The organism is Streptosporangium sp. OZ121, from assembly GCF_051918885.1.
In the GTDB taxonomy this organism is placed as follows: Bacteria; Actinomycetota; Actinomycetes; order Streptosporangiales; family Streptosporangiaceae; genus Streptosporangium.
Genome location: NZ_JBPXMC010000013.1, coordinates 103,117 through 127,615, shown reverse-complemented (window position 1 = coordinate 127,615; position 24,499 = coordinate 103,117). Strand labels below are relative to the sequence as shown.

The following is a 24,499-nucleotide window of genomic DNA, read 5'->3' as shown; positions in this document are numbered from 1 at the left end:
CATGCGATTCGCGAAGGGACACGGCACCGAGAACGACTTCGTCATCCTCCCCGACCCGGACGGTGAGCTGGAGTTGCCCGCGACGCTCGTGGTGGCGTTGTGCGACCGGCGCGCGGGGATCGGCGCGGACGGCGTGCTGCGCGTGACGCGGACGAAGCTCTGCCCGGAGGTGTCCGGCCAGGCGGGCGAGGCCGAGTGGTTCATGGACTACCGCAACGCCGACGGCGGCATCGCCGAGATGTGCGGCAACGGGACGCGGGTCTTCGCCCGATACCTGGTCGACGCGGGCCTCGCCGCGCCGGGGGAGTTCGGCATCGCGACCAGGGGGGGCGTCAAGCGGGTGCGGCTCGCGGAGACGGGTGACGTGACCGTCGAGATGGGCCCGCCCCGGGTGCTGGGGTCGAGCCGCACGACCGTCGCGGGCCACGAGTACGAGGGTCTCCACGTCGACATGGGCAACCCCCATCTGGCCTGCGTCATCGGTGACCCGGTGGCCCAGCTCGACCTGAGCCACCAGCCCGCGTTCGACCCCGAGGTGTTCCCCGCCGGGGTCAACATCGAGCTGCTCAATCCGGTGGGCGCGCGCCGGGTCGTCATGCGGGTCTTCGAGCGCGGCTCGGGCGAGACCAGGTCCTGCGGCACCGGCGCCGTCGCCTCGGCCGTGGCCGCCGCGCGGCTGGCCGGTGAGACCAGCGGCACCTGGGCGGTGGAGGTGCTCGGCGGCACCGTCACCGTCACCCTCGACGAGCGCACCAGCTACCTGGCGGGTCCCGCCGTCCTCGTCGCGTCCGGTGAGGTCACGCTCTGAGCCGTGCGCGCCACCTGCCGCTTCCCGCCGGTCGCGTCCGGTGAGGGCACGCTCCGACGCGCGCGGGACCTCGGATCCCCCGTGACCCGCGCGGCGTCCACCGCGGGCGCGTCGTGTCCGCCGAGGTCACGCCGCGGGGCGTACGGGTGAATCTTCCGTGACCCCCGCGGTACCGTCGCGGGCCTCGCGCACGGCGGGATCGCGCTCATCCGCACGTGCGCGGGACCATACCGTGAGGCCTCGAGGTCGTGCGGGATCGCCCAAGCCGTTTGGGGCATGCTCGCCGACCTGGCAGACTGACGTCTCATGGACGTGGACATCTGGGCCTGGGTGGGCGACACCCAGCGGCAACTGCATGAAGCAGGTAACACCGGTCTGGCTATGGCGATCGGAGATGTGCCCGCGCAGGCGCTGGAAGGCCGATACGCGCAGCTCGACGTGCTCGCGCCCGCCATCGCGCAGCAGGCGGAGAACCTGCGGCTGCCCTGGCTGGAGTTCTACGCCCGCTACTGGCACCTGATCGGCCGCGTCGGCAACCGCGCGCAGGGGACGGTCGCGATCGCCGACGCCGAGGCATTGGTGGAGTTCACCAAGCGGGAGGACGTGCGAGAGTGCCCGGCCGTGCCCGGCGCCGTCGTGGCGCTGGCCATCGCGCAGGCGAACGCCGACGGTCCCGGTTACGCCGCCGAGCGGCTGGCCGCGCTCTCGGCGCTGGACGTCGAGCCGGACTCGCTGGCCTTCGCCTCCGTCGCCGAGCACTACGTCGCGGCGCTGGTCGACGCCGGCCGGGTCGATGAGGCGATCTCGCACGCCGAGACCGCGGTGGCGGCGCTGGGCGGCGCGGGCCGCGAGGCGAGCTGGGAGCTGGGGGCCGCCTCGGCCCGCGCGCTGCTGGCCGCCGGCCGCGCCGAGGACGCGCTCACCGCGCTCGACGCCGCGACCGGTTTCAAGCCCGACGACCCGGTGGCCAAGGAACACCGCGAGGGAGTGCTCCGCGCGCTCGTGCTCGCCACCCTCGACCGGGTGCAGGAGTCCGTCGACGCCCTGCCCGACCTCGACGTGGTGGGCGACCACCCCCGCGTCTGGGTGGAGTGGTCGTACGCCATCCGCGCGCTCGCCGGAACGGCGCAGATCACCAACACCTGGCAGCTGGGCCGGGTGCTCAAGCAGTGGATCGACTACTTCGCCATGATGGGCGGCTACCGCGCCCGGGTCGAGCTGTCGCTCGTCGCCGGGCACCTGGCGGTCGCACGCCAGGGACTCTGGCAGGCGCGCCTCCTGGCCGACCTCGCGGAGTCGGCGGCCGGCGAGCTCAGGAACGCCGGCGACATCGCCAAGCGGATCGCCGAGCTGCGCGCAGCCGCGGACGAGGCCACCCCGCTTCAGGCGCCGAGCCCCGAGGCGGAGCTGGTCGGTTCCTTCGACGCCGCCGACGGCTTCAACGCCGACCCGGAGCGCTGGGTGGGCTGGCTGACCCCGCTGTCCGGCCGTGACGTGGAGGCCACCCGGCGCCACACCACCACGCTGGGCTTCCTCGGTTACCCGGCCAGGGGCGCGGACATCTACTGGACCATGCTGGTCGAGTCCGGCGACATCGAGAACGCCGACCCGCAGGACGCCGCGTACCTCAGTGGCCTGCTGATCGAGGCGCGTCAGGACGAGCGCCTGGAGCAGATGGCCGAGCGGCTGCCCGACGCGCAGCGTCACCTCGCCCTGGGCCGCCTGTACACCGCGCGGGAGCGCTGGGAGCAGGCGGCGGCCGAGGGAGAGGCGGCGTTCGCCGCGGGCGCCGGCATCGAGGCGGCCCGCCTGTGGTCGGCCGCGGTGCAGCAGCTCGGCGACAACGCCAAGGGCGCGGGCATCCTGCGCGACCTCCTCGACTCCGGGGAGATCGAGCAGCAGGACGTCTGGCGGATGGTCGTCATGGCGACGGCCGCCGAAGACTGGGAGACCGTCCGCCTGGGCGCCGCCAAGATCGGGATGCCGCTGCAGTCGAGCGAGGGGCCGATCGAGGAGGAGATGGGCCTGGTGCGCATCATCCTTCCCGCCCCCGACGGCAGCCAGCGCCAGGTCCTGAGCGTGCGCACCGGCCCCGCGACGGCGCGCCTGGCCATTCCCCAGCCTCCCGGCATGGAGTACAACGCGGGTGACCTGGTCGTCTTCGAGCCGCAGCTGCTCGAGCCGATCCCGGAGAGTGCCGAGGAGCAGGAGAACTTCGTCCCGCCCTTCGCGGCGGTCAGCATGCTCCGTCCGGGCGGCTACACCAGCTGGTTCTTCGACGGCGCCGCTCCCAGTCAGGCCGACTGGACGGAGTTCAACGACGTCATGGCCGAGCGCGGCTGGCCGATGTGGGTCTACAGCGACGACAACTACACCGTGAACCACCCGACCTCGGGCGAGCCGCTGCCCGGCGTGTTCGGCTGGATCGCGGTCCCGCCGGACGTCAGCCCGGTCGAGCTCGACGCGCTGCTGGACGACGCCACCGAGCGCTGGGTGCACCCGCTGGCCTGGCTCGACCTGGCCAAGGCCGTCGACGTCGAGGTGGAGCGGCACGAGAGGATCACCAAGGAGTACGGCCTGTAGGACGGCTCGCCACGGCCGCGCCCGGCGGCCCGTGGCGTCGTCCGGTCTCGGAAAAGTCGTCCGGTCTGGGAAAAGGGGAGGCGGCTCCTTCCTGACCACCTCGGAGCCCGGGAAACCGTACCGTCCGTGCACCGCTCGGGCCGTCGGCCGCACAGGACGACGCGTCGCCCGTGAGGAGAATCCTCGCGGGCGATTCTCGTCGCGGTCACTAGAATCTCATTCGGCGCATTGGGCGGACGAAGGAGAATCCGGATGCTGGAACGATTCCGGCTGGACGGCAAGGTCGCGATCGTCACCGGCGCGTCCTCAGGGCTGGGGGTCGCGTTCGCGAGGGGCCTGGCCGAGGCGGGCGCGGACATCGTGATCGGGGCCCGCAGGAAGGACCGCCTTGAGGAGACCCGCACCCTGGTCGAGGAGACCGGCAGGCGATGCGTGGCCCTCGCCACCGACGTGACCAGGCCGGAGGACTGCCAGGCGCTGGCCGAGGCGGCGGTGGCCGAGCTGGGCGCGGTGGACGTTCTGATCAACAACGCCGGTGTGGGCTCGGCGGTCCCGGCGCTGAAGGAGACGCCCGAGCAGTTCCGCCAGGTCGTGGACGTCAACCTGCACGGCACCTACTGGATGGCGCAGGCCTGCGCCAGGCTCATGCGGCCGGGCTCCTCGATCGTCAACGTCGGGAGCATCCTGGGCGAGACGACCGCCGGGCTGCCGCAGGCCGCCTACAGTGCCTCCAAGGCGGGGGTCGTCGGCCTCACGCGCGATCTCGCCCAGCAGTGGACGGGACGGCGCGGCATCCGGGTCAACTGCCTTGAGCCGGGTTTCTTCGCCTCGGAGATGACCGACCAGTACGCGGAGGGCTATCTGACCTGGCACCTTGAGCACCGGGTGCTGATGAGGCGGCCCGGCGATCCGGCCGAGCTCGTCGCCGCCGCGATCTTCCTCGCCTCGGACGCCGCCTCGTACGTCACCGGTGCGGTGATCCCGGTCGACGGCGGGATCCTGATCACCTGATCTCCAGGGGGTGATCACCTGGTCCGGTGACCGTGGCGCGCTTGTAAGGGTATTTGTGCAGGTCATGCGAGGGATGTCGTTAAGGCGGGAATTGATGCGCCGGAAATTCTCGCGTCCCCCCAAAGACTGCTTGAGGCTTTTAAGATTGAGGACGTTATCTGAGGTAATTTGCCGCTTCAGAGAGTGACGCGCGTGAGAGGTGGCATGGTGCGGACTGCGCTGGTACGAGGTGTGGTCGTCGCGACGATCGCGTTCGCGGTGGCGGGCTGCGGCCCGGTGCCGGGCGGAGGCGTGGACGACGGGGCGCAGTCCTCCGGCGGGGGGAAATCCGCGTCCGAGGCGCTCAAGGATCTGAAGAAATTGCAGGTCAAGGGGCGCGCCTCGATGACCGGGTTCGACCGCGACGAATTCGGTTCCGCGTGGTCGGACGTCGACGGGAACGGCTGTGACACCCGCAACGACATTCTCATTCGCGACCTGAAGGAAGAGGTCTTCAAGAAGGGCGAGGACGGCTGCGTCGTGCAGTCCGGAATTCTCGAGGATCCGTACAGCGGCAAGACCATCAAGTTCGAGCGCGGGACGCGGACCAGCATGGCGGTGCAGATCGACCACGTGGTCGCGCTCGCCGACGCCTGGCAGAAGGGCGCCCAGCAGTGGTCGGAGTCCAAGCGGAAGGAGCTCGCCAACGACCCGCTGAACCTGCTGGCCGTGGACGGGCCGCTGAACAGCCAGAAGGGCGCCGGAGACGCGGCGACCTGGCTGCCGCCGCGCCGCGCCTACCGGTGCCCCTACGTCGAGCGTCAGATCAGGGTGAAGGTCAAGTACGACCTGTGGGTGACGTCCGGCGAGAAGGACGCCATGGAGTCCGTTCTCAAGTCCTGCTGATCAGTCGTCGTGGTCGCGCTTCAACTTGATGATCTTTCCGGTCTTCGCCGACACGTAGACGTCGTACTCCCAGGCGCCCCTGTGCAGCTCGACCTTCCAGACCCGCCGGCCGTGCTCCCACTCGCGCTCGACCTTGCCGACGCGCGCCCCGGGAACGCGCTTCCTGGCGATCTGCACGGCCTTGCGGGAGGAGATGCCCGCCGAGGTGGTGACCGGTGCGGCGGCCGTGCCCGTGGCGCCGGTCGCGGTCGCACCGGTGCCGGCCGCGGTGGCGGTGATCGCCGCGCTGTCCGGCTGCGCGGCGAGAGCGATGCCGCCTCCACCGATCAGGAGGGCGGCGGTCGCGAGGGTTCCGACAGTAATCTTGGCAATTCGTGTCATATGCCAAGATTTGCGGAGACTTTGCTAGGGGTGCGCTAAGGGACCGTTAACCAAAGGCGAGTTCGGCCCGTCGCTGAATTCCGGCGCGTTCTCGTACGCCACTTCAGGTTCGTAGGCCACTTCAGGAAGACCGCGTCAGGGGCCGGTCCGCCCGGGGTCGTCTTTCCGGAGATTCCCGGGGTCGTCTTTCCGGGGATCGGGGCCCGCCCGCTCGGCCATGGACGCCCGGTGTTCGTCGGCGGCGGCCTGGCGGCGATGCGTCAGCGCCTGGAGCCGGTGGGTCTCCGCGTCCCCGCTTCCCGCCGCCGCGGCCCGGTCGTGGCTCGCGGCCGCGTTCCGGTGGGCCTGGGCCGCCGACCGGTATCCGGCCACCGCGCGCTCCCTGGCCTGGTCGGCCCGCAGGCGCGCCTTTCCCAGGTGGGCGTCGGCCCGGTCCGTCCGCTCGATGCGGTCCATCCGCTCGGCGCGTGACGAGAGTGACTCGGGGGGTGAGAGTGAGCCGGAGGACGAGGGAAGCGCGGGGGGCGACGGGGACGGGGGCGGCGGGGGCGGCGGGGAGGCGCGTGACATCGGCGCGGTCTCGCCGCGGGCGAGCTCGTGCCGGCGCTCGGCGGCCTGCCCGGCCCGCTCCCCGGCCTGGGCGATGCGCTCGCGAGTGCGCTCGCCCCACTCCCTGCGGGCCTCGCGGCGCTCGTCCTGTGGCTCGTCGTGGGCGTCTGAGCTGTCGTGGATCTCGGGATCGCCCGCCATACGGCTTGCCCTTCGTGGAGCCGCGGTAGCGGCTCAGCGGAACTCCCCTTCCTCAGGGAAGCGGAAAAGTCACGACATCATGCTTTCCGGCATGGCCGCGGATAACCGCGAGGGCGCCTGATCATCCGCTCGGCGACCCGGCCGCGGTGCGCCTCGGCCGGATCCGGCCGGGAAGTCTCAGCCGGTCCCGGCATGGAAGCCTCGGTCGGATCCGGCCGGGAAGGAGGCGGCGAGCTCGCGCGTCCGATCCGCCTGCGCCCGGTCGACGTGGTCGTCGCAGGCCAGCCTCACCGCGGCCCGCATCGCGAGGTGGGTGTCCAGCCCGGCCTGGAGGGTGGCCATCCGGTCGTGGATCTCGGCCAGCGTCGCGCAGGTCGTCTGCGTCTGGAGGTGGAGCGTCTCCAGGCGTGCCGCCGCCTCCCGCCTCAGCCGCGCGGCCCTCTCCAGCGCCGGGTGCGCCGCGCGTTCGGCGGGCGGGTGTCCCGGGTCCGGCTCGGCCCGGGGCTGCGTGCTCTCCTTGAGGGAGGCGATGCGCCCCCGGAGCGTCGTGCTCTCCTGCTCCCAGGGGGAGGTGTGCTCCGGCGGGGTGGCGTCCGGTAGGAGGGGCTCCTCGGAATCCGGGATCCCGGCGCGCCGGGTGGCGTCCCGGTGGGTGCGGCGTCTGCCGCCGATGCGCCGCAGGGCCGGGACGTGCCGCGAGGGGAGCGGTGGGATCTCGGGGAAATCGTCCAGGCCGGAGGTGTCGACCAGGCCGGGGTGCTCGGGCTCCTGCGCTCCCCAGAGCACGGTGAACAGCCGGACCACGGTCGGGGAGGGGACGACGAACAGCTCTCCTCCGGCCGCGCGGAGACCCTCGTGAATCCGCTCCAGCGCCCGGGCCCCGCTGACGTCGCAGAAGAGCAGCTCGCCGGCGTCCACGAGGATGTGTCGTATGCCTCCGAGCATGAGCGACTCCAGCTCCGACTCCAGCAGCCGGCAGTTGAAGGCGTCTATCTCGCCCATCACGGCCACCAGAGCCGTGTCACCATATTGATGAATGACATACACCGACATATCCATATTGGCCATACCCTTCAAGGGTCTTTCAGAGGCCCCGCCGACAATCCTACGGTTCCCCAGTATGAATGGGTCCCGACGGGATAAAAGCTAAATGTGGCAGGTTCCAGCGGGCGTGATGTGGTGGTCGTCGCGGCTTCGGCCGGTGGCGTGGAGGCTCTGCGCGCCCTGCTCGCCCGGTTGCCCGGCGATCTCGCCGCCTCCGTCCTCGTGGTGTTGCACCTGCCCCCCCGCGCGGGGAGCAGTCTCGCGGGGATCCTCGACCGGGCCGGGCCGCTGGAGGCCGCCACCGCGGGAGACGGCGAGCCCCTGCGGCACGGCCGGGTCTACGTGGCGCCTCCCGACCGCCACCTGATGGTCCGGGGCGGCGAGATCAGGCTCTCGCGCGGCCCCCGCTACAACGGTCACCGGCCGGCCGCCGACCCGCTTTTCCTCAGCGCCGCGCTGGACGCGGGTCCCCGTACGCTCGCCGTCGTGCTGAGCGGCACGCTCGACGACGGGGCGAGGGGGTGCGCCGTGGTGGAGCGCCATCTCGGCACGGTCGCCGTCCAGGATCCCCGGCAGAGCGCGTTCGACGGGATGCCCCGTGCCGCCCTGGCCGCGGCACGGAGCGCGGAGGCGTTCCCGGTGGAGGAGATCGCCGAGTGGATCGTGCGGCAGAGTCGCACGATCGTCGAGGACGAGGTCGTGAAGGATCCGGGCATCGAGAAAGAGGTCGCCCTCTACCTGTTGTCCAGTGAGATCGGCCCGTACGGGGGCGATCTCACCGGATTGAGCTGCCCGGAGTGCGGCGGGCCCGTGTACGAGGCGAAGAGCGGCGGCGAGGCCCACTACGGCTGCCGGGTGGGTCACGGATGGTCCCCGCAGGGCATGGCCGCGAGCCAGGCCGAGGCCGTGGAGCGGGCGCTGTGGACGGCGGTCCTGCGGCTGGAGGAGCGGCTGCGCATGCTGGAGCGCATGCTGGAGCGCGCGGAGGCCCAGGGAAGGAGACACTCGTCGCGGCGGCTGCTGGAGGACGCCGAGCAGACCAGGCAGGCACTGGAGACGATGCGAATGCTACAAAGCCGCATCGGCGGCACCGGGGACACCCTTGCCCTCACGTAGCGGTCGGTGACGGGCCTAGGCTGGGAGTGTGATGCCCGGCGACGAACGTGAATTCGACGACCTCCTGCTCATGTTGAAGGAGACGCGCGGCTTCGACTTCACGGGATATAAGCGCACCACCCTCATGCGCCGCATCAGCAGGCGTCTGGAGGCGCTCAAGCTCCGTGACTACGGCGAGTACCGGGACTATCTGGAGCTGGAACCCGAGGAGTTCAACCGGCTCTTCGACAGCCTGCTGATCAACGTCACCGCTTTCTTCCGCGATCCGGCGGCCTGGCAGACGCTCCGCGAGACCGTGATCCCCAGCCTGCTGGCGAGCAAGGGGCCCGGCAAGGTGATCCGGATCTGGAGCGCCGGCTGCGCGACGGGCGAGGAGGCCTACAGCCTCGCGATGGTGCTGGCCGAAGAGCTCGGCATGGACGATTTCCGCGAGCGGGTGAAGATATACGCCACGGACCTCGACCAGAAGGCCCTCCAGACGGCGCGGGCGGCCGTGTACAGCGAGCGGCAGCTCGCCGAGGTGCCGGAAGATCTGCGCCAGACCTACTTCGAGCCGGTGGAGGCCGGTTTCGCGTTCCGGCGCGACCTGCGACGCCAGCTGATCTTCGGTCGCAACGATCTCACGCGCGACGCGCCGATCTCCCGGGTCGACCTCCTGCTGGCCCGCAACACGCTGATGTACTTCAACAGCGAGACCCAGCTCAGCATCGTGCGCCGGTTCCACTTCGCGCTCTCCGACCCCGGCTACCTCTTCCTGGGCAAGGCGGAGATGCTGCTGAACCACAGCGACAGGTTCGAGCCGGTGAACCTCCGGATGAGGCTGTTCAAGAAGATCGGATCGCCGCCGCCGGGCAGCAGGACCACCTGGGCCCCCGGTGCCGGCGTGTCGCAGACCCGCCCGTACGTGCGGCACACGGTGCTGCAGGCGGCGGCGCTCGCCACCGGCCCGGTCGCGCAGATCGCGCTCGACCGCTCCAGGAACCTCGCCCTGGCGAACTCGCGCGCCGAACTGCTCTTCAACCTCAACCCCCGGGACATCGGGCGGCCGTTCCAGGACCTGGAGGTGTCCTACCGGCCGGTCGAGCTCCGCTCGGTGATCGAGCAGGTGGAGCTGGACCTGCGCGTCGCCGAGCTGCAGGACGTCACCTGGCACCGGCCGAACACGCCGGAGCCGAGCGTCTTCGACATCGCCGTCGTCCCGCTCCTGGAACCGGGCGGTGAGCTGGTCGGCGTCGGCGTCACCTTCCACGACGTGACGCGCTACCGCCAGCTCCGCGACCGGCTGGAGCAGACGAACCGGGAGCTGGAGCACGCCTACGAGGAGCTGCAGTCGACCAACGAGGAGCTGGAGACCACCAACGAGGAGCTGCAGTCCACGAACGAGGAGCTGGAGACCACCAACGAGGAGCTGCAGTCCACGAACGAGGAGCTGGAGACGATGAACGAGGAGCTGCAGTCGACCAACGACGAGCTCCAGCAGATCAACGACACCCTCAACTCCCGCAGTGACGAGCTCAAGCGGGCCACCCTCCTCGTCTCCTCGGTGGTGCGCAGCCTCGGCGACGCCGTGGCCGTGATCGACACCGACATGCGGGTGCTGGTCTGGAGCCCGGGAGCCGAGGAGCTGTGGGGTCTCCGCGCCGACGAGGCGATCGGCTGCCGGCTGGCCTCCCTCGACATCGGCCTCCCCGTCGGGGAGCTTCTGACCAGGGCTCAGCGGATGCTGGAGGCGGGGCCCGAGCCGGGGAACGGCCGCGCCGACGCCGTCACCCTGGACGGCGTGAACCGGAGGGGACGCCCCGCCCGGCTCAACGTCGAGCTCTCCCTCCTGCACACCGACGACATGTCGCCCCATGGAGTGATCATGGTGATGAACCTCCTTCAGCAGGGGTAGGAGGCCGGTCTCCCGCCCCCGGCCTCAGGGCGTGACGGCGGGCAGGAACAGGATCACGCTCGCCCCGCCCTCGGGGGAGGCCCCCAGGGACAGCGAGCCACCCGCCGACTCCGCCGTCCGGCGGGCGATGTCGAGGCCGAGACCGGTCGACCCGGCACCGCTCTCGCCGCGCTGCGACGGGTCGGGCGTGGCGAAGCCGGGACCGGCGTCGGCGACGGTCAGCAGCGCGCCGCCGCCGGTCGCCTCCAGCCGTACGGAGAACGAGACCCCCTCCGGCGTGTGCGCGAACACGTTGCCGAGCAGGGCGTCCACGCAGGCGGCGAGGTCGTCCGCGGCGACCCCGACCGGCAGCGGGCCGGGGGCCAGGTCGAGGGTGAAGTGCCGCGACTGGTCCTCGGCGAGCACCGACCAGAACGCGACCCGCGCTCCGGTCACCGCCGCCGCGTCGCACTCGGCCCGCTCCCGCCCCCGCCGCCTGGCCTCGGTGATCACCGAGGTGACGGCGCGTTCCAGGGCGTCCACCCTCGCCTCGATCCTGGCCGACTCCTCGGGATCGGCCAGCGACTCGGCCTCCAGCCTCAGCCCGGTCAGCGGGGTGCGCAGCCGGTGGGACAGGTCGGCGGCGCTCTCCCGCTCCTCCGCGAGCAGGCCGGTGATGCGCTCGGCCAGGTGGTTGAGGGCGACACCGACCGCCTGCACCTCCGGAGGGCCGTCGGGCACCGTCCTGGCGGACAGATCGCCCGCCGCGAGCCGGTGCGACACCCCGGCCAGCGCGGTGATCGGCCTGATCACCGCGCGGGCCAGCCGGTCGCCGACCAGCACGCCCAGCCCGACCAGGGCCAGGCCGAGCGCCGCCAGCCCGGCCCAGACCTGGGGCACGCCCCTGGTCAGGCGGCCGTCGTCCAGGAACACCCGGACCACCGCCGTACCCCCGGGTGCCCCCTGGACCGCGACCAGGATCTCCCGCCCGCCGGGGGCGGCGGCGGTGACGCTGCGACCGCGGGAGGCCAGTTCCACGGCGGCGGAGCGCGGGGCGGGATCGCCGATCACCTCGCCGCCGGGGAGGAAGACCGTGACCGGATGCTCGGCCTGCTCCGCGGTGAGCCGCAGGGTCTCGGTGTCCACCGCGCCGACCACGACCGCCACCGACTCGGCCTCGCTCTCGGCCTCGCTGACCGCCCCGCTCACCGCCACCGTGCGGACCAGCAGGGCCAGCGGGACCAGCAGCGCGATCAGCACGAGGGAGGTGGTCGCCGCGACCAGCAGGGTCAGCCAGCGCCTCATGCCGGGGCGGCCAGTCGCACGCCGACACCCCTGACGGTCTGCAGGTAGCGGGGCTCCTGGGACGTCTCGCCCAGCTTGCGGCGCAGCCAGGAGAGGTGGACGTCCACCGTCTTGTCGGCTCCGCCGTAGGGGATCTGCCAGACGTGGGTGAGCAGCTCCCGCTTGGTGATCACCTCGCCGGGCCGGGCCGCCAGGTAGTGGAGCAGGTCGAACTCCCGGGGGCTCAGGTCCAGCGGCGTCCCGTCCAGGGTCGCCTCCCGGGTGCGCGGGTCGATCCGCAGGCCCCCCACGGTGACCGCGCTGTCGGCGCGGCTCTCACCGGCCACCCGCCGGAGCACCGCGCGGATCCGCGCGTCGAGCTGGGCCGCGCTGAACGGCTTGACCACGTAGTCGTCGGCACCCGCGTCCAGCAACCTGACCATCTCCGCGTCGCCGTCGCGCGCGGTCGCCACGATCACCGGGACCCGGCTCACCGCGCGGAGCATCCGCAGCAGGTCCAGGCCGTCCATGTCGGGCAGACCGAGGTCGAGGACGACCAGGTCGGGGCGTTCCTCGACGGCCAGCCGCAGGCCGTCGAGAGCGGCGGGGGCGGACGACACGGCGTGGCCGCGGTCGCGCAGGCCCCGGGTGAGGGAGGTGCGGATCGCGACGTCGTCCTCGATGAGCAGCACGTTCGACATTTGCCGTCACGTTAGCCCCCTTCCGTACCGCGTCAAAAGCGGGTTAGCGGCTCCTTAGCGTTGTCTTATCGTTTCCGGTGGCACAGTGAGGGCATGCGCAAGCGTCTTTCCCTGGTCGTGGCCGGGTGGCTGATCACCGGGCTCCTCGCGATCGGAGTGGGGGTGGCGGTGATCGACCGGCTCAGCGAGCCGCTGACGGACACCGGGCTCCGGCCGCTCTCCGCCGCCGAGGTCGACGAGGCGCTCGCCCTCGCCTCGTCCCTGCCCAACGCCCTTCCCCCGTCCGTTCCGCCCTCCGTCCCCCCGTCCGCTCCTCCGGCCGAGGGCACCCCGGACCCCGCCGGGCCCACTCCCGCGCCGACCGTCACCGTCACCACCACCGCCACGCCCGCCGCGGAGCCCGGCAAGAGCCGGTTGATCACCACGGTGGGCGGCAAGGTCATCGCCCGGTGCGAGAACGGCCTGGTCACCCTCCGGTCCTGGAGCCCCGCCCAGGGATTCCAGGCCGACGACGTCGAGCGCGGACCCGCCGGCCGGGCCCGCGTCGAGTTCGAGTCCGAGGAGGACGAGGTCAAGGTCGAGCTCCACTGCGCGGCCGACGGATCACCCGTCCACCGCGTGCACGCCTGACCCCGGAGGGCGGGGCCGGTAACTCCGGGCCCGTCTCGCGCACCGCCCGGCCGGCAGGCGGGGCCGGAGACCCGGAGGCCCGTCTCGCGCACCGTCCGGCCGGTCAGCGGCGCCGGGAACCCCGGGCCCGCGGTGCGGGCGGGACCGGGAGGGCGGCTGTCAGCCGCATCTGTCCGCGTCCGTGATCTCCACCTCGGGAGCCTCGTCGGCCACGGTGACCGAGAGCCGGGCGGTCGAGGCGACCAGGCTCCCCTTGGGAGACCTGGCGGCCTTCTCGTCGACCACGATCCCGCGCTCGCCGAGCAGCTCGTACGTCTTCGCGTCGAAGATCAGATCCTCCCTGACGCCGCCGACGCCGACCCTGCCGACGCCGATCCCGTGGCGTCCCGCCGCGTCCTCGGCCCGCTCGGTGACGTCGACCCCGGGGATGGTGCCCACCGCCTTGAACAGCGCCGCCCGTTGCGCCGGAGGCAGGTAGGTCTCCCTGAGCATGTCGCCCGCCGCGGTGAAGGCCGCCTCGTCCTTGGAGTTGCCACCCCGGTCGCCGGTGTAGAGGTGGGCGCGCATCCCCTCGACGTCCGTGGGGAGCTTCTTGAGCGCGGCGTGGTCGGTGCGCATGTAGTCGGGGGTCTTCCCGCAGTTCACCAGCGGGAGCGTCTCGACGCCGGTCCGCTCGTACGCGCTCTCGGGGATCGGCCAGCCCGGGTAGGCCTTGGGCTCCAGGTGTTCGATCCGCACCACGCCGTTCCTCGTCCCATCGGCAGACAGCCAGATGGCCCGCTTGGTCCGGTAGAGGTAGCGGGTCTCCCCGCCGGCCTCCCCCGTCTCCGCGTTCGTGGCCTCGTCGCCGTAGAAGCCGTACATCGTCTCCGACTCGACCTTGACGAACTGGTCGTCACGCGGCGCCAGGTCCGTTTGTACGGTCGCCCGCGCCGCCCTGTCGAGCACCTCGCCCGCCGAGACGGCGACGATCTCGGGCATCGTCACCACGACCTCCTCCACGGGGCCCGGCGAACCGCCGGGAGCCCGTGTCAGGGTGATCGCGGTCGCCCCCACCGCCACCGCGAGCGCCCCGGCCAGGGCCATCGCGTACGGTCCGCGCCACCGCGGCCGCCAACCCCGGGCCCGCGGCGCGGCGGCCGCGACCAGCCCCCTCCGGGCCGCCTGCCTCGCCTGGTCGTCGTACGGGGAAGCCTCGGGCCGGATGGCGGCCACCAGCTGGATCTCGTCGTCGTTCATCTGTGCGACTCCAGGGAGCGGCGGATCTTGGTCCGGGTGCGGGAGAGGCGGGACCTGACGGTCCCGATCGGGACGCCGAGCGCCTGCGCGGCCTCCTCGTAGGTCAGGTCGGCCCAGGCCACCAGCAGGAGCAGGTCCCGCTCGGCGGAGCCGAGCCCGGCCAGCGCGGCGGCGAGGGCGGGCCTGAGCCGGTCGGCGGTGACGCGCTCGGCGCTGCGGTCCTCGAACTCGGCCGCGCGCTCGGGAGCCTGCCGGGCGAGCGCCTTCAGCCTGCGGGTCTCCGACCTGCGGTGACCGGAGATCAGGTTGGAGGCGATCCCGTACAGCCAGGGTCTGGCGTCGGCACGGCCGAGGTCGTACCCGGCCCGCTTGCGGAAGGCCACGAGGAATGTCTCGGCCGTCACGTCGTCGGCCGTGGTCACGTCGTCCAGCCGCCGCGCCACGTACCGGTGGATCTCGTCGGCGTGGCGGTCGAAGAGCCCCGCGAACCGGTCGGGGTCCGTCAGGGACTCCCCGATCAGTGTCGCGTCGGCCGTGTCGTCGGCGGGTGTGGGCGGCGGGAAGGCCCCGGTCCGCCGGGGGAGACCCAGTGTCACCACCCGCTTCGTCCAGTCGTTGTCACGGTGCATCCTTACCGGAGCGCGTCCGCGCCCTCACCTCCTACTCCGCCGGTCACCTGCATCGGGTTCCATAGATGTATATGTCTCCCTTGGGCGTCGAGTCGCCGGAGGCCCCACCGTCCGTGATCGGCCGCCACTAGGCTCCGCCTTCACGAAACGGGTGCAAAGGGAGAGATGATGAGCGCTCAGAAGGCCGGTGGCGGCAGGCGGTTGTTGCTGAAGGGGTTCCTCCTCGCGGTCGCCCTGCTGGTGGTCTCCGGGTTCGCCCTCAGCGCGTGCTCGCGGGTGAGCACCCAGCCCGACGAGGTGGTCCTGCACTACGCGGGCGGTGTCCTGGAGGCCATCAAGTTCGAGAAGTGCATCAACCCCTCCAGCGGCGCCACGCTCCTCGGCCCCGGCGACAACGGGTACTCCTACCCGTTCGGCCAGCGGACCTTCGACTTCTCCGGGGCAGACGACGCCGAGTCCAAGCCGCTGTCCGTGGTCTCCAAGGACAACGTGGAGATGACCGTGTCCGGGGTGGCGACGTTCACGCTGAACACCGACTGCAGGACGCTCCAGCAGTTCCACGAGAAGATCGGGCTGAAGTTCCGCGCCTACTACGAGGAGGGTGAGTCGTCCGACGGCTGGCGGCGGATGCTCAACATCTACATGCGGGTGCCGCTGGACCGCGCGCTGGACGCCGCCTCGCAGGAGTTCGAGTGGCGGGGGCTGTTCAACGATCCGAAGGTGAAGCAGGCCTGGGAGGCGCGGGTCGGCCAGCTCGCCAGGGAGTTCATCAAGGCGACGGCCGGGGGCGACTACTTCTGCAACCAGAACTACGGGGGCAGCGGGCAGTGCGGTGACATCTCCCTGACCATCCAGAAGCCCGAGCCGCCGGAGGCGCTGGTCGCCGCGCTGGCCTCGGAGCAGGCGGCCAAGGCTGAGAACGTCGCGCAGACCCAGCGCAACGCCAAGGTCCGCACCGAGATCGAATCGATCAAGGACCTGGTCAGGGTTCTCGGCCCGCAGGGCGCCGTGCTCTGGCAGGCCATCCAGAAGGGGCAGGTCAGCGTGGTGCCGGTGCCGCAGGGCAGCGACCTCAACATCACCCCTCAGGGCCGCTGACCCCGGCGCCCGGAACCCTCGCCCGGCGGCCGCCGCAGGAAGCGGGCGGCCGGGGAGTCGCCGGGGAGTCAGGGCAGAGGGTGTGCCCGTCCCCGGAATCCTCGTCCTGCGGCCGCCGCCGGATGATCTCGTGGCCGCCTCACGCCGTATCCGCCGGGGCGGGGGACCGGCTCACGATGTGCGGTCCGCCCGGTCGGGCATGACCGGGCCCAGCTCGGCGCCGAAGTCGTGCGCGATCCTGCGCATGCCCTCGGCGAGGTCCCGCCGGTCGAGCGCGGTGATGCGCTCGGCCGGTCCGGACACCGACAGCGCGGCGATCGTCCGCGCCCCGTCCCGTACGCCCACCGCCAGGCAGTGCACGCCCAGCTCCTCCTCGCCCAGGTCCATCGCGTACCCGTGCTCTCGCACCCGCTCCAGCTCGGCGAGCATCCCGGGCAGGTCGGTGATCGTGTTGGCGGTCCTGCGCGGCATGCCGGTCCGCTCGACCAGCGACGCCACCTCGGTGTCCGCCCTGCCGGCCATCAGGACCTTCCCCACGGCCGTGCTGTGCGGCAGCACCCGCCTGCCGACCTCCGCGAACATCCGCAGCCGCCTCGGCGAGGGCACCTGGGCGACGTAGACCACGAAGTCACCCTCCAGCACCGCCAGGTTGGCCGTCTCGCCCGACAGCTCGACCAGCCTCGTCAGGTACGGCTGCGCCCACACGCCGACCATGCGCTCGGCCACCCCGCCGAGCCGCACCAGCGCGCCGCCCAGGGCGTAGCGGCGGTCGGACTCCTGGCGTACGTAGCCCCGGGCGAGGAGCGTGCGCAGCAGCCGGTGGATCGTCCCGTACGGCAGCCCGGTGCCGGCCGCGATCTCCGAGAGCCCGGCCTCGCCGCCCCGCTCGGCCAGCGCCTCCAGCACGTCCAGCGCCCGGTCGACCGACTGCACCGCGCTCATGCGCCCCCCTCGATCCCGCACCGGCCGCGCGGGCCGCTCACCGGGCACCCGCTCACGAAACCCCCGCTCACCGGGCACCCGCTCACCGAACCCCCGCTCACGGCACCCTCGCCAGTCCGCGCAGCGAGGCGTCGAGGACCTGGGCGGTGTGCGCCACGGGGACGGGTTCGGCGCCCCGGCGGCGGATCGCCGCGGCGATCTGCATGGTGCAGCCGGGGTTGGCCGAGACCAGCAGGTCGGCGCCGGTGGCGAGCACCCGCTCCGCCTTGCGGTCACCGAGGTCTCTCGCGGTCTCCGGCTGGAACAGGTTGTAGGTCCCCGCCGAGCCGCAGCAGATCGCCGACTCGGCGATCTCCCTCAGCTCCAGGCCGGGGACGCCGTCCAGGAGCTTTCGGGGTTCCGACCGTATCCCCTGGGCGTGGGCCAGGTGGCAGGCGTCGTGGTAGGCCACGGTGAGCGGCAGCGGATGCCGCTCGGCCACCGGGCCGAGCGCGACGAGATACTCCGCCAGGTCGACGGTCCTGATCGCCCGCGCCCTGTCCGCCCAGTCTTCGCCCTCGCTCTCGAGGATCTCCGCGTAGTCCTTCATCGTCGACCCGCAGCCGGCGGCGTTGACCACGATCGTGTCGACGCCCGCCCGCTCGAAGGTGGTGATCGTCCGCTTCGCGAACCGCAGGGCCTGCCTCTCCTGGCCGGAGTGCAGCGACAGCGCCCCGCAACAGCCCTGCGAGGGCGGGATCACCACGTCGCAGCCCTCCATCGCGAGCACCCGCGCCGTGGCCTCGTTGACCTGCGGGAAGAACTCCCCCTGCACGCAGCCGGTGAGCATCCCGACCGTGGCCCTGCGCGTCCCCCGCGCCGCGACCCGGTGCGGCAGCCGCACCCTGGCCGCGGCCGGGGGAGCGAGGTCGGCCATCGCCGCCAGGGACGGGTTGACCCGCTCCAGCCTCGGCGCGACCGCCCGGCGCAGCCCGGCGCTGAGCCGCAGCGGCAGGCGCATCGCCCGCAGCCGCCGGGGATAGGGGAAGAGCTGGAAGACCAGCGCCCGCAGCGCCCTGTCGTCCGGCTCCCGCACGTGCACCCGCTCCACCTCGGCCCGGGTCTGCTCGATCAGACGGTCGTACCTCACCCCGGACGGGCAGGCGGTCACGCACGCCATGCACCCCAGGCACGCGTCGAAGTGCCCGGCCATCTCCGGCGTCAGCGGGGTGCCCTCGACGTGCTGCTTCATCAGGTGGATCCGGCCGCGCGGGGAGTCCATCTCCTCGCCCCACAGGACGTACGTCGGGCACGAGGGCAGGCAGAACCCGCAGTGCACGCAGTCGTTGATCAGCTCAGGGTCCACGTCAGATCCCTCCCGCGAACCGGCCGGGGGACATCCTCCGGCCGGGGTCGAACCGTTCCTTGACCCGTCGCATCAGCGGCAGGGCGCCCGACGGGCCCCAGCGGTCGATCCCGCGGGCGAGGGCGGCGGGCGCGGCGAGCACCGTCAGCCCGCCGCCGAGCCGCCGGAGGTCGTCGCGTACGCCCATCACGAACCCGGCGAACTCCGCCTCTCCGACATCTTCCGGCAAGGCGACCAGCAGGACGGCGGAGGCCACCGACCCACGCACGCGCGCGGGCAGCCCGCGGGCGGCGACCGCCCGCAGCGCCGGGTACGCGGCGGCGGGCGGGACCCGCAGCTCCAGCAGCACCTCCTCGCCGGGCGGCGCCGTCCACCAGGCGGGCGCCTCGGTGGTGATCCGCGCGCTCCCGCACTCGTCCATCGTCTTGCGTACGGCCTCGGCCCGGGCGCCGGCCGCCACCCCCTCGACGAGCGCGGACACGGTGGGCACGCCGGTGAGGTCCGGCCAGTCCAGCTCGACGGCGCTCGGCTCGGCCTGCGAGGCCGCGAGTTCGGCGACCAGCGCGGACAACGAGTCCTTCGCCGTGGGAGAACCCGGCCCGATGGAGGCGGGCAGGTCCACGCTGACCCAGCGGCGGCCGGCCGGGACCGGGTGGAGGCGGAAGACGGCCTCGGTGATGACGCCGAGCGTGCCGTACGAGCCGGTGAAGAGCTTGCCCAGGTCGTAGCCCGCGACGTTCTTGACGACGGTGCCGCCAGAGGTGGCGATCGTGCCGTCGGCCAGCACGACCGTGATGCCGATCAGCAGGTCGCGGGCGGTGCCGTAGCGGAACCTGCGGGGCCCGGCGACCGCGGTGGCGAGCGTGCCGCCGACCGTGCCGGTGCCCAGGGGGGTGTCCAGGGCGAGTTCCTGCCGCGATCGCGAGAGCGTGTCGTCGAGGACGTCGAGGGGGAGCCCCGCGCCGGCCCGCGCCACGAGGTCGCCCGAGGAGTGCTCGACCCCCGACCCGTTCCCCAGGAGCAGGCAGCAGGTGTCGATCAGCAGGTCGCACCGTTCGGGAGGATTGCCCCAGTCGAGCTTGGTGCCGTCTCCCACCGGGACCACGGCCAGGTCGTGCGCGGCCGAGACGCGCATCAGCGCGGCGACCTCCCCGGTGTTCTCCGGCAGGGCCACCCAGCGCGACCGCACCCCGCCCACCGCGTCGTCGGCGGTCGCCTCCCTGATCGTCACGCCCGTCTCGCGCAGCGCCTTCAGCGCCCTCAGTGTCTTCACCGGTGCCGTCAAAGCCGCCTCCAGCGGTGCTCCCATCAGAACTGCTCCGCCTGTCCCGACTCGACCAGCGGGTGCACGCCCTTGCGGACCCCGGGGACCTCGCCGCACAGCCGGGGGGTCGGGAAGATCTTGCCCGGGTTCGACAGGCCGCGGGGGTCGAAGGCACAGCGCACCAGCTGCATGGTGTTGAGATCGTCCTCGGAGAACATTTTGGTCATATATCGGGACTTGTCCACGCCGACGCCGTGCTCGCCGGTGATGGAGCCGCCGTGCTCGATGCACAGGTCGAGGATCCTCCCCGAGACGATCTCCGCCCTCTCCTCCGCGTCCGGCTCCGCGTCGTCGAACAGCACCAGCGGGTGCAGGTTGCCGTCACCGGCGTGGAAGACGTTCGCCACCCTGATGCCGTACTCGCGGGAGAGAGCGTCGATGCTCGCCAGCACCCCGGACAGCGCGGTCCGGGGGACGACGCCGTCCTGGACGATGTAGGCGGGGCTGATCCGGCCCACCGCGGCGAACGCCGACTTGCGGCCCCGCCAGATCGCGGCCCGCTCCGCCGGGTCGTCGGCGACCCGTATCTCGAACGCGCCGCTCTCCCGGCAGATCCGCGTCACCTCGCCGAACTGGTGCGCGACCTCCTCGGCGGGGCCGTCCAGCTCCACGATGAGCACCGCCCCCGCGCCCTCGGGATAGGCGCACGCCACGGCCGCCTCGGCCGCCTCGACGGCGAGGGCGTCCATCATCTCGATCGCGGCGGGCACGATGCCGCCGCCGATGATCGCCGACACCGCCTGCCCGCCCCGCTCGATGTCCTCGAACGCCGCGAGCAGCGTCGTGACGGACTCGGGCAGCCTGCTCAGCCGTACGACGACCTTGGTCGCGATGCCGAGGGTGCCCTCCGAGCCGACGAACGCGCCCAGCAGGTCGTAGCCGGGGTCGGTGTCCGAGAGCTCGACGATGTCGCCGTCGGGGGTGACGATCTCCAGGCCGACCACGTGGTTGACGGTGAAGCCGTACTTCAGGCAGTGCGCGCCGCCGGAGTTCTCCGCCACGTTGCCGCCGATCGTGCAGACCTGCTGGCTGGAGGGGTCGGGCGCGTAGTAGTAGCCCAGGTCGCGGACGGCCTCGGTGATCGCCAGGTTGGTGACCCCCGGCTCCACGGTCGCCCGCCGGTTCGGCAGGTCGACGGAGAGGATCCGCCGCATCTTCGAGGTCACGACCAGCACCCCGTCGGCCCGTGGCAGGGCGCCGCCCGACAGTCCCGTCCCGGCGCCCCTGGCCACGAACGGCAGGCCGTACTCGTTGCAGATCCTCACCACGGCCGCGACCTGCTCGGCGCTCTCGGGCAGCACCACGACGCCGGGGGTGACCCGGTGGTGGGTCAGCCCGTCGCACTCGTAGGTGCGCAGCCGTACGGGATCGGTGATGACCGACCCGGGGCCGAGGAGTTCCTCGAACCTGCGGGCCGGCTCGTCCAGGGTCTTCGTCGACATCGTTCCTCCTCCGGCGTGCCCGGCGTGCCCGGCGTGCCCGGCGTGCCCGGCGGACCGGCGCCGCCGGTGCCCGCCGGCCTCCATCGGCCGATCGAGGACGGCACCCTCGTCATCCTCGTCTCGAATTCTCGCTCAGCGCGGCGGCGCCGGCGTTCCTGCCGTGCCTGGGGCCCTCGTCCACGAGACCGGCGAAGCGGGGCTCGCCGGCCGCCCGCTGCGACGCCCGGCAGTCGGGGGAGGGCGGCGTGCGGGCGGGTCCTGCCGGGGAGCGGCGGATGCGCAGGTGGAGCCGGCCCTTGATCATCGTGATCAGGACGCCCCTGGCCCATCCCTCGTCCGCGGTCTTGCGCGCGTAGAACTCCCTGGTCGCCCTGTTGTCCAGCATATCCAGCAGGACGATGTGGTGACCCCAGGGAATCGGCCGCGCCGTCTGCGGGACGGAGTCGGGCCAGGCCGCCGCGAAGGCCCTCATGTAGAGGAGGTTGGTCCGCGAGTAGCCCGTCGCCTCGGGGAACGCGCCGCGCAGGTCGGCCGAGAGCCGGGGCACCATCTTCCTTCCCCACTCCTCGTCCGGCTGCCGGTCGAGGATGTGGCGGCCGATCCGCCAGTACTGGCGGATCAGCTCGGTGTCGGTGGTGAGCAGTGCCACCCGCCCCCTGCTGCCGATGATCTCGCGCTTGACGGCGTCGAGCAGCGCTTCGTACCCGCCCTGTCCGGCTCCCTCGCCGTTCCTGTCATCGCTCATGCACGCAAAGTATCCACTCGGCCCGACGTCCGCATCCGCCCCCGGTGGCCGCTCGGAGTGAGGAATCCCCGCCAGGGGATGAGGATTCCTCACCGTCGGAATGGTCATGTCACGGCATACGCGCATACGCCGGGAGAGTAAGGAACTCCGCGAAGTCGTCGTCCAGGGCGACTTCCTTGAACAGGGCGGTGGCCTGGCCGTAGAGGGTCTCGTCGTAGCCGGGCTCCGCCTCGATCTTGGCGAGCTCCTCGTCAATGATCTTCTCGACCAGTTCCCTGGTCACCACGTCGCCGGTGTCGGCGAGCTCGATGCCGTTGTGGATCCACTGCCAGATCTGGGAACGGGAGATCTCGGCGGTCGCCGCGTCCTCCATCAGGTTGTGGATCGCCACCGCGCCCTGCCCGCCCATCCAGGCGGCCAGGTAGCGCAGCGCCACGTCCACGTTGTTGCGCAGCCCCGCCTCGGTGATGTCGCCGGGGGTCTTGGACACCGCGAGCAGGTCGGCGGCGGAGACGGAGACGTCCTCGCGCAGGCGGTGGAGCTGGTTCGGCCGGTCGTCGAGAACGGCGTCGAAGACGTCGCGGCAGATCGGCACGAGGTCGGGATGCGCCACCCACGAGCCGTCGAAACCGTCGCCGGACTCGCGGGTCTTGTCGGCGGTGACCTTCTCCAGGGCGATCTTGTTGACCTCGGGGTCGCGGCGGGAGGGGATGAACGCGGCCATCCCGCCGATGGCGTGGGCCCCGCGCCGGTGGCAGGTGCGGACCAGCAGCTCGGTGTAGGCGCGCATGAACGGGGCGGTCATCGTCACGGCGTTGCGCTCGGGCAGCAGGAACTCGCGGCCGCGGGTGCGGAACTTCTTGATCACGCTGAAGAGGTAGTCCCAGCGGCCCGCGTTGAGGCCCGCGGAGTGGTCGCGGAGCTCGTAGAGGATCTCCTCCATCTCGAACGCGGCCGGGTAGGTCTCGATGAGCACCGTCGCCCGGATCGTCCCCTGGGGGATCTCGAGCAGTTCCTGGGCCCTGACGAAGACGTCGTTCCAGAGACGGGCCTCCAGATGCGACTCGATCTTCGGCAGGTAGAAGTACGGGCCCTTGCCCTTGGCCATCTGCCGCTGCGCCGAGTGGAAGAAGTAGAGGCCGAAGTCGACGAGGGAGGCGGAGAACGGCCTGCCGTCGAGGGTGAGGTGCTTCTCGTCCAGGTGCCAGCCGCGGGGGCGGACCACGATGGTGGCCAGCTCGGTGTCCGGCTTGAGGGCGTAGCTCTTCTCCCCGGCGGAGAAGTCCAGGGTCCGGTCGAGCGCGTCGCGCAGGTTGAGCTGGCCGCCGATGGTGTTCTCCCAGGTGGGGGCGTTGGCGTCCTCGAAGTCCGCCAGCCAGACCTTGGCACCCGAGTTCAGCGCGTTGATCGTCATCTTCCGGTCGACGGGGCCGGTGATCTCCACGCGGCGGTCCACCAGCCCGGGCGCGGGCGGGGCGACGTGCCACTCGGACTCGCGCACGTGCCTGGTCTCGGGCAGGAAGTCGAGGGTGCCGCCCGCCGACAGCTCCGCCTGGCGGGCCTGGCGGGCCTCCAGCAGCTCCAGGCGCCGGCCGTCGAACTCACGCTGGAGGGTGGCCACGAAGGCCAGTGCCTCCGGCGTGAGGATCTCGTCGAAGCGGTCCTGGATGGGGCCGCCGATCTCCACACCGTCCATGAGTCCCTCTTTCCGTGCAATTTTCCGCAGGGTGGAAAAGTAATTCTGAATTGTGGAATCGACGCTACTTGAGGGTCGGTTGCGGGTCAAAGGCAGGGTCTTCCTCAGGGCTCGCTCGGGGAGTTCCCCGATGATCTGGGAGGCGGACTCGGACAGAGTGAGGTAGCGCCCTCGGCAGAGGGGGAGAACGGACCGGTCGCACATGGGGAGCGAGGGCTTCCCGGGAAATCGAGGGTTGAGCGCATGAGGAAGAACATGCTCGTCGCCGGAGCGGTCGTGGGGTCGGTGTTCTTGCTCTCGGGATGCGACTTCGCCCTCGACTTCCGCGAGCGGCAGCAGGAGGTCGTCTCCTACGACGTCACCGCCAAGCTGACGAACCTGGACGTCGCCACCGGCTCCGGCGACATCGTGGTCACCGAGTCGGACCGGCCGGCCGTCCACGTGACCGAGACCATCCACTGGCGTGGCGACAAGCCCGCCCCCCGGCACCCGGTGGACGGCGGCACGCTCACCCTGCGCGACGAGTGCCGCGGGAACTGCACGGTGGACTACAAGGTCGAGATCCCGCGGGGCCTCACGGCCAAGCTCGACACCGGCTCGGGCACCATCACGATGCGCGGGCTGACCGGGGAGGTGAACGCCGTGAGCGGCTCCGGCGACATCGAGGCCGGCGGCCTCACCTCCAAGCGGTTCACCGCCGAGACCGGCTCCGGCGACGTCGAGGCGAGATTCTCCGCCGCGCCCGAGGGGGTGCGGATCGAGACCGGGAGCGGCGACGTCGTCGCGTACCTTCCCCAGGGCGGCTACGACGTCACCGCCGAGACCGGCTCCGGCGACGAGGCCGTGGAGGTGACGAAGGACCCCGCTTCGCCCCGCAAGGTCACGCTGAAGACCGGCTCCGGTGACGCCCAGGTCCTGCTTCCCTGACGCCGCGGCCCCGGGGCGTTCCCCGGAGCCCGATCGGGGCGCCCGG

General features: G+C 72.0%; 22 protein-coding genes. 9 read left to right on the top strand and 13 right to left on the bottom strand.

Annotation, left to right across the window (positions count from 1 at the left end; all coding sequences use genetic code 11):
- Window position 1: 1 nt before the first annotated feature.
- The 4 genes from dapF (at window position 2) to ACTOQ1_RS23415 (ending at window position 5,287) form a co-directional block, all read left to right on the top strand.
- On the top strand, window positions 2-808 hold the full coding sequence (dapF, locus tag ACTOQ1_RS23430) for a diaminopimelate epimerase (RefSeq protein ID WP_440070152.1): 807 nt from the start codon (window positions 2-4) through the stop codon (window positions 806-808).
- A gap of 306 nt (window positions 809-1,114) precedes the next feature.
- Window positions 1,115-3,391, top strand: coding sequence for a tetratricopeptide repeat protein (locus tag ACTOQ1_RS23425; protein ID WP_440070151.1), 2,277 nt, complete (start codon window positions 1,115-1,117; stop codon window positions 3,389-3,391).
- Between the two features lie 252 nt (window positions 3,392-3,643).
- Entirely contained in the window at window positions 3,644-4,402 is a 759-nt protein-coding gene (locus tag ACTOQ1_RS23420; RefSeq protein WP_440070150.1) for an SDR family NAD(P)-dependent oxidoreductase, read from the top strand.
- Window positions 4,403-4,606: 204 nt separating this feature from the next.
- Complete coding sequence (locus tag ACTOQ1_RS23415; protein WP_440070149.1) at window positions 4,607-5,287, top strand: HNH endonuclease family protein; 681 nt, start codon at window positions 4,607-4,609, stop codon at window positions 5,285-5,287.
- On the opposite strand, the gene ACTOQ1_RS23410 is transcribed toward ACTOQ1_RS23415, so the two are convergent.
- The 3 genes from ACTOQ1_RS23410 to ACTOQ1_RS23400 form a co-directional block, all read right to left on the bottom strand.
- Window positions 5,288-5,668, bottom strand: coding sequence for a PepSY domain-containing protein (locus ACTOQ1_RS23410; protein ID WP_440070148.1), 381 nt, complete (start codon window positions 5,666-5,668; stop codon window positions 5,288-5,290). It abuts the gene before it with no gap.
- Window positions 5,669-5,803: 135 nt separating this feature from the next.
- Entirely contained in the window at window positions 5,804-6,418 is a 615-nt protein-coding gene (locus ACTOQ1_RS23405) for a hypothetical protein (RefSeq protein ID WP_440070147.1), read from the bottom strand.
- Window positions 6,419-6,595: 177 nt separating this feature from the next.
- Entirely contained in the window at window positions 6,596-7,471 is an 876-nt protein-coding gene (locus ACTOQ1_RS23400) for an STAS domain-containing protein (RefSeq protein WP_440070216.1), read from the bottom strand.
- 99 nt (window positions 7,472-7,570) lie between these two features.
- Between ACTOQ1_RS23400 and ACTOQ1_RS23395 the strand changes: the two genes are divergently transcribed.
- Both ACTOQ1_RS23395 and ACTOQ1_RS23390 read left to right on the top strand, forming a co-directional pair.
- Complete coding sequence (locus tag ACTOQ1_RS23395; protein ID WP_440070146.1) at window positions 7,571-8,578, top strand: chemotaxis protein CheB; 1,008 nt, start codon at window positions 7,571-7,573, stop codon at window positions 8,576-8,578.
- A gap of 31 nt (window positions 8,579-8,609) precedes the next feature.
- Complete coding sequence (locus ACTOQ1_RS23390) at window positions 8,610-10,472, top strand: CheR family methyltransferase (RefSeq protein ID WP_440070145.1); 1,863 nt, start codon at window positions 8,610-8,612, stop codon at window positions 10,470-10,472.
- A gap of 24 nt (window positions 10,473-10,496) precedes the next feature.
- Here ACTOQ1_RS23390 and ACTOQ1_RS23385 read toward each other — a convergent pair whose 3' ends face one another.
- Both ACTOQ1_RS23385 and ACTOQ1_RS23380 read right to left on the bottom strand, forming a co-directional pair.
- Window positions 10,497-11,756: a HAMP domain-containing sensor histidine kinase gene (locus ACTOQ1_RS23385; RefSeq protein ID WP_440070144.1), complete on the bottom strand. Its 1,260-nt coding sequence runs from the start codon at window positions 11,754-11,756 to the stop codon at window positions 10,497-10,499.
- Window positions 11,753-12,436, bottom strand: coding sequence for a response regulator transcription factor (locus ACTOQ1_RS23380; RefSeq protein ID WP_440070143.1), 684 nt, complete (start codon window positions 12,434-12,436; stop codon window positions 11,753-11,755). The genes ACTOQ1_RS23385 and ACTOQ1_RS23380 overlap by 4 nt, the downstream gene beginning before the upstream one ends.
- Before the next feature lie 93 nt (window positions 12,437-12,529).
- Here ACTOQ1_RS23380 and ACTOQ1_RS23375 point away from each other — a divergent pair, with 93 nt between their 5' ends.
- Window positions 12,530-13,066, top strand: coding sequence for a hypothetical protein (locus ACTOQ1_RS23375; RefSeq protein ID WP_440070142.1), 537 nt, complete (start codon window positions 12,530-12,532; stop codon window positions 13,064-13,066).
- A gap of 159 nt (window positions 13,067-13,225) precedes the next feature.
- Here the strand turns inward: ACTOQ1_RS23375 and ACTOQ1_RS23370 are convergent, their stop codons facing one another.
- Window positions 13,226-14,305: a CU044_5270 family protein gene (locus ACTOQ1_RS23370; RefSeq protein WP_440070141.1), complete on the bottom strand. Its 1,080-nt coding sequence runs from the start codon at window positions 14,303-14,305 to the stop codon at window positions 13,226-13,228.
- Window positions 14,302-14,901 (bottom strand): RNA polymerase sigma factor, encoded by a 600-nt coding sequence (locus ACTOQ1_RS23365; RefSeq protein ID WP_440070140.1) that lies wholly within the window; start codon window positions 14,899-14,901, stop codon window positions 14,302-14,304. Before ACTOQ1_RS23365 ends, ACTOQ1_RS23370 begins: the two co-directional genes overlap by 4 nt.
- 201 nt (window positions 14,902-15,102) lie before the next feature.
- Here ACTOQ1_RS23365 and ACTOQ1_RS23360 point away from each other — a divergent pair, with 201 nt between their 5' ends.
- On the top strand, window positions 15,103-16,032 hold the full coding sequence (locus tag ACTOQ1_RS23360) for an SPFH domain-containing protein (protein ID WP_440070139.1): 930 nt from the start codon (window positions 15,103-15,105) through the stop codon (window positions 16,030-16,032).
- 171 nt (window positions 16,033-16,203) lie between these two features.
- On the opposite strand, the gene ACTOQ1_RS23355 is transcribed toward ACTOQ1_RS23360, so the two are convergent.
- The 6 genes from ACTOQ1_RS23355 to aceB all read right to left on the bottom strand — a co-directional run bounded on the left by ACTOQ1_RS23355 (window position 16,204) and on the right by aceB (window position 23,526).
- Window positions 16,204-16,974 (bottom strand): IclR family transcriptional regulator, encoded by a 771-nt coding sequence (locus tag ACTOQ1_RS23355; RefSeq protein WP_440070138.1) that lies wholly within the window; start codon window positions 16,972-16,974, stop codon window positions 16,204-16,206.
- Window positions 16,975-17,071: 97 nt separating this feature from the next.
- Window positions 17,072-18,319, bottom strand: coding sequence for a (Fe-S)-binding protein (locus ACTOQ1_RS23350; RefSeq protein WP_440070137.1), 1,248 nt, complete (start codon window positions 18,317-18,319; stop codon window positions 17,072-17,074).
- 1 nt (window position 18,320) lies between these two features.
- Entirely contained in the window at window positions 18,321-19,628 is a 1,308-nt protein-coding gene (locus ACTOQ1_RS23345; protein ID WP_440070136.1) for an FAD-binding oxidoreductase, read from the bottom strand.
- The gene (locus tag ACTOQ1_RS23340; protein ID WP_440070135.1) at window positions 19,628-21,085 is read right to left on the bottom strand and encodes an FAD-binding oxidoreductase; all 1,458 of its coding nucleotides are present in this window, start codon (window positions 21,083-21,085) and stop codon (window positions 19,628-19,630) included. The genes ACTOQ1_RS23345 and ACTOQ1_RS23340 overlap by 1 nt, the downstream gene beginning before the upstream one ends.
- A gap of 109 nt (window positions 21,086-21,194) precedes the next feature.
- Window positions 21,195-21,830 (bottom strand): DUF1016 N-terminal domain-containing protein, encoded by a 636-nt coding sequence (locus tag ACTOQ1_RS23335; protein ID WP_440070134.1) that lies wholly within the window; start codon window positions 21,828-21,830, stop codon window positions 21,195-21,197.
- A gap of 109 nt (window positions 21,831-21,939) precedes the next feature.
- Window positions 21,940-23,526 (bottom strand): malate synthase A, encoded by a 1,587-nt coding sequence (gene aceB / locus ACTOQ1_RS23330; protein WP_440070133.1) that lies wholly within the window; start codon window positions 23,524-23,526, stop codon window positions 21,940-21,942.
- A 243-nt stretch (window positions 23,527-23,769) separates the two neighbouring features.
- Here aceB and ACTOQ1_RS23325 point away from each other — a divergent pair, with 243 nt between their 5' ends.
- Complete coding sequence (locus ACTOQ1_RS23325; protein WP_440070132.1) at window positions 23,770-24,453, top strand: DUF4097 family beta strand repeat-containing protein; 684 nt, start codon at window positions 23,770-23,772, stop codon at window positions 24,451-24,453.
- The last annotated feature ends 46 nt before the right edge of the window (window positions 24,454-24,499 follow it).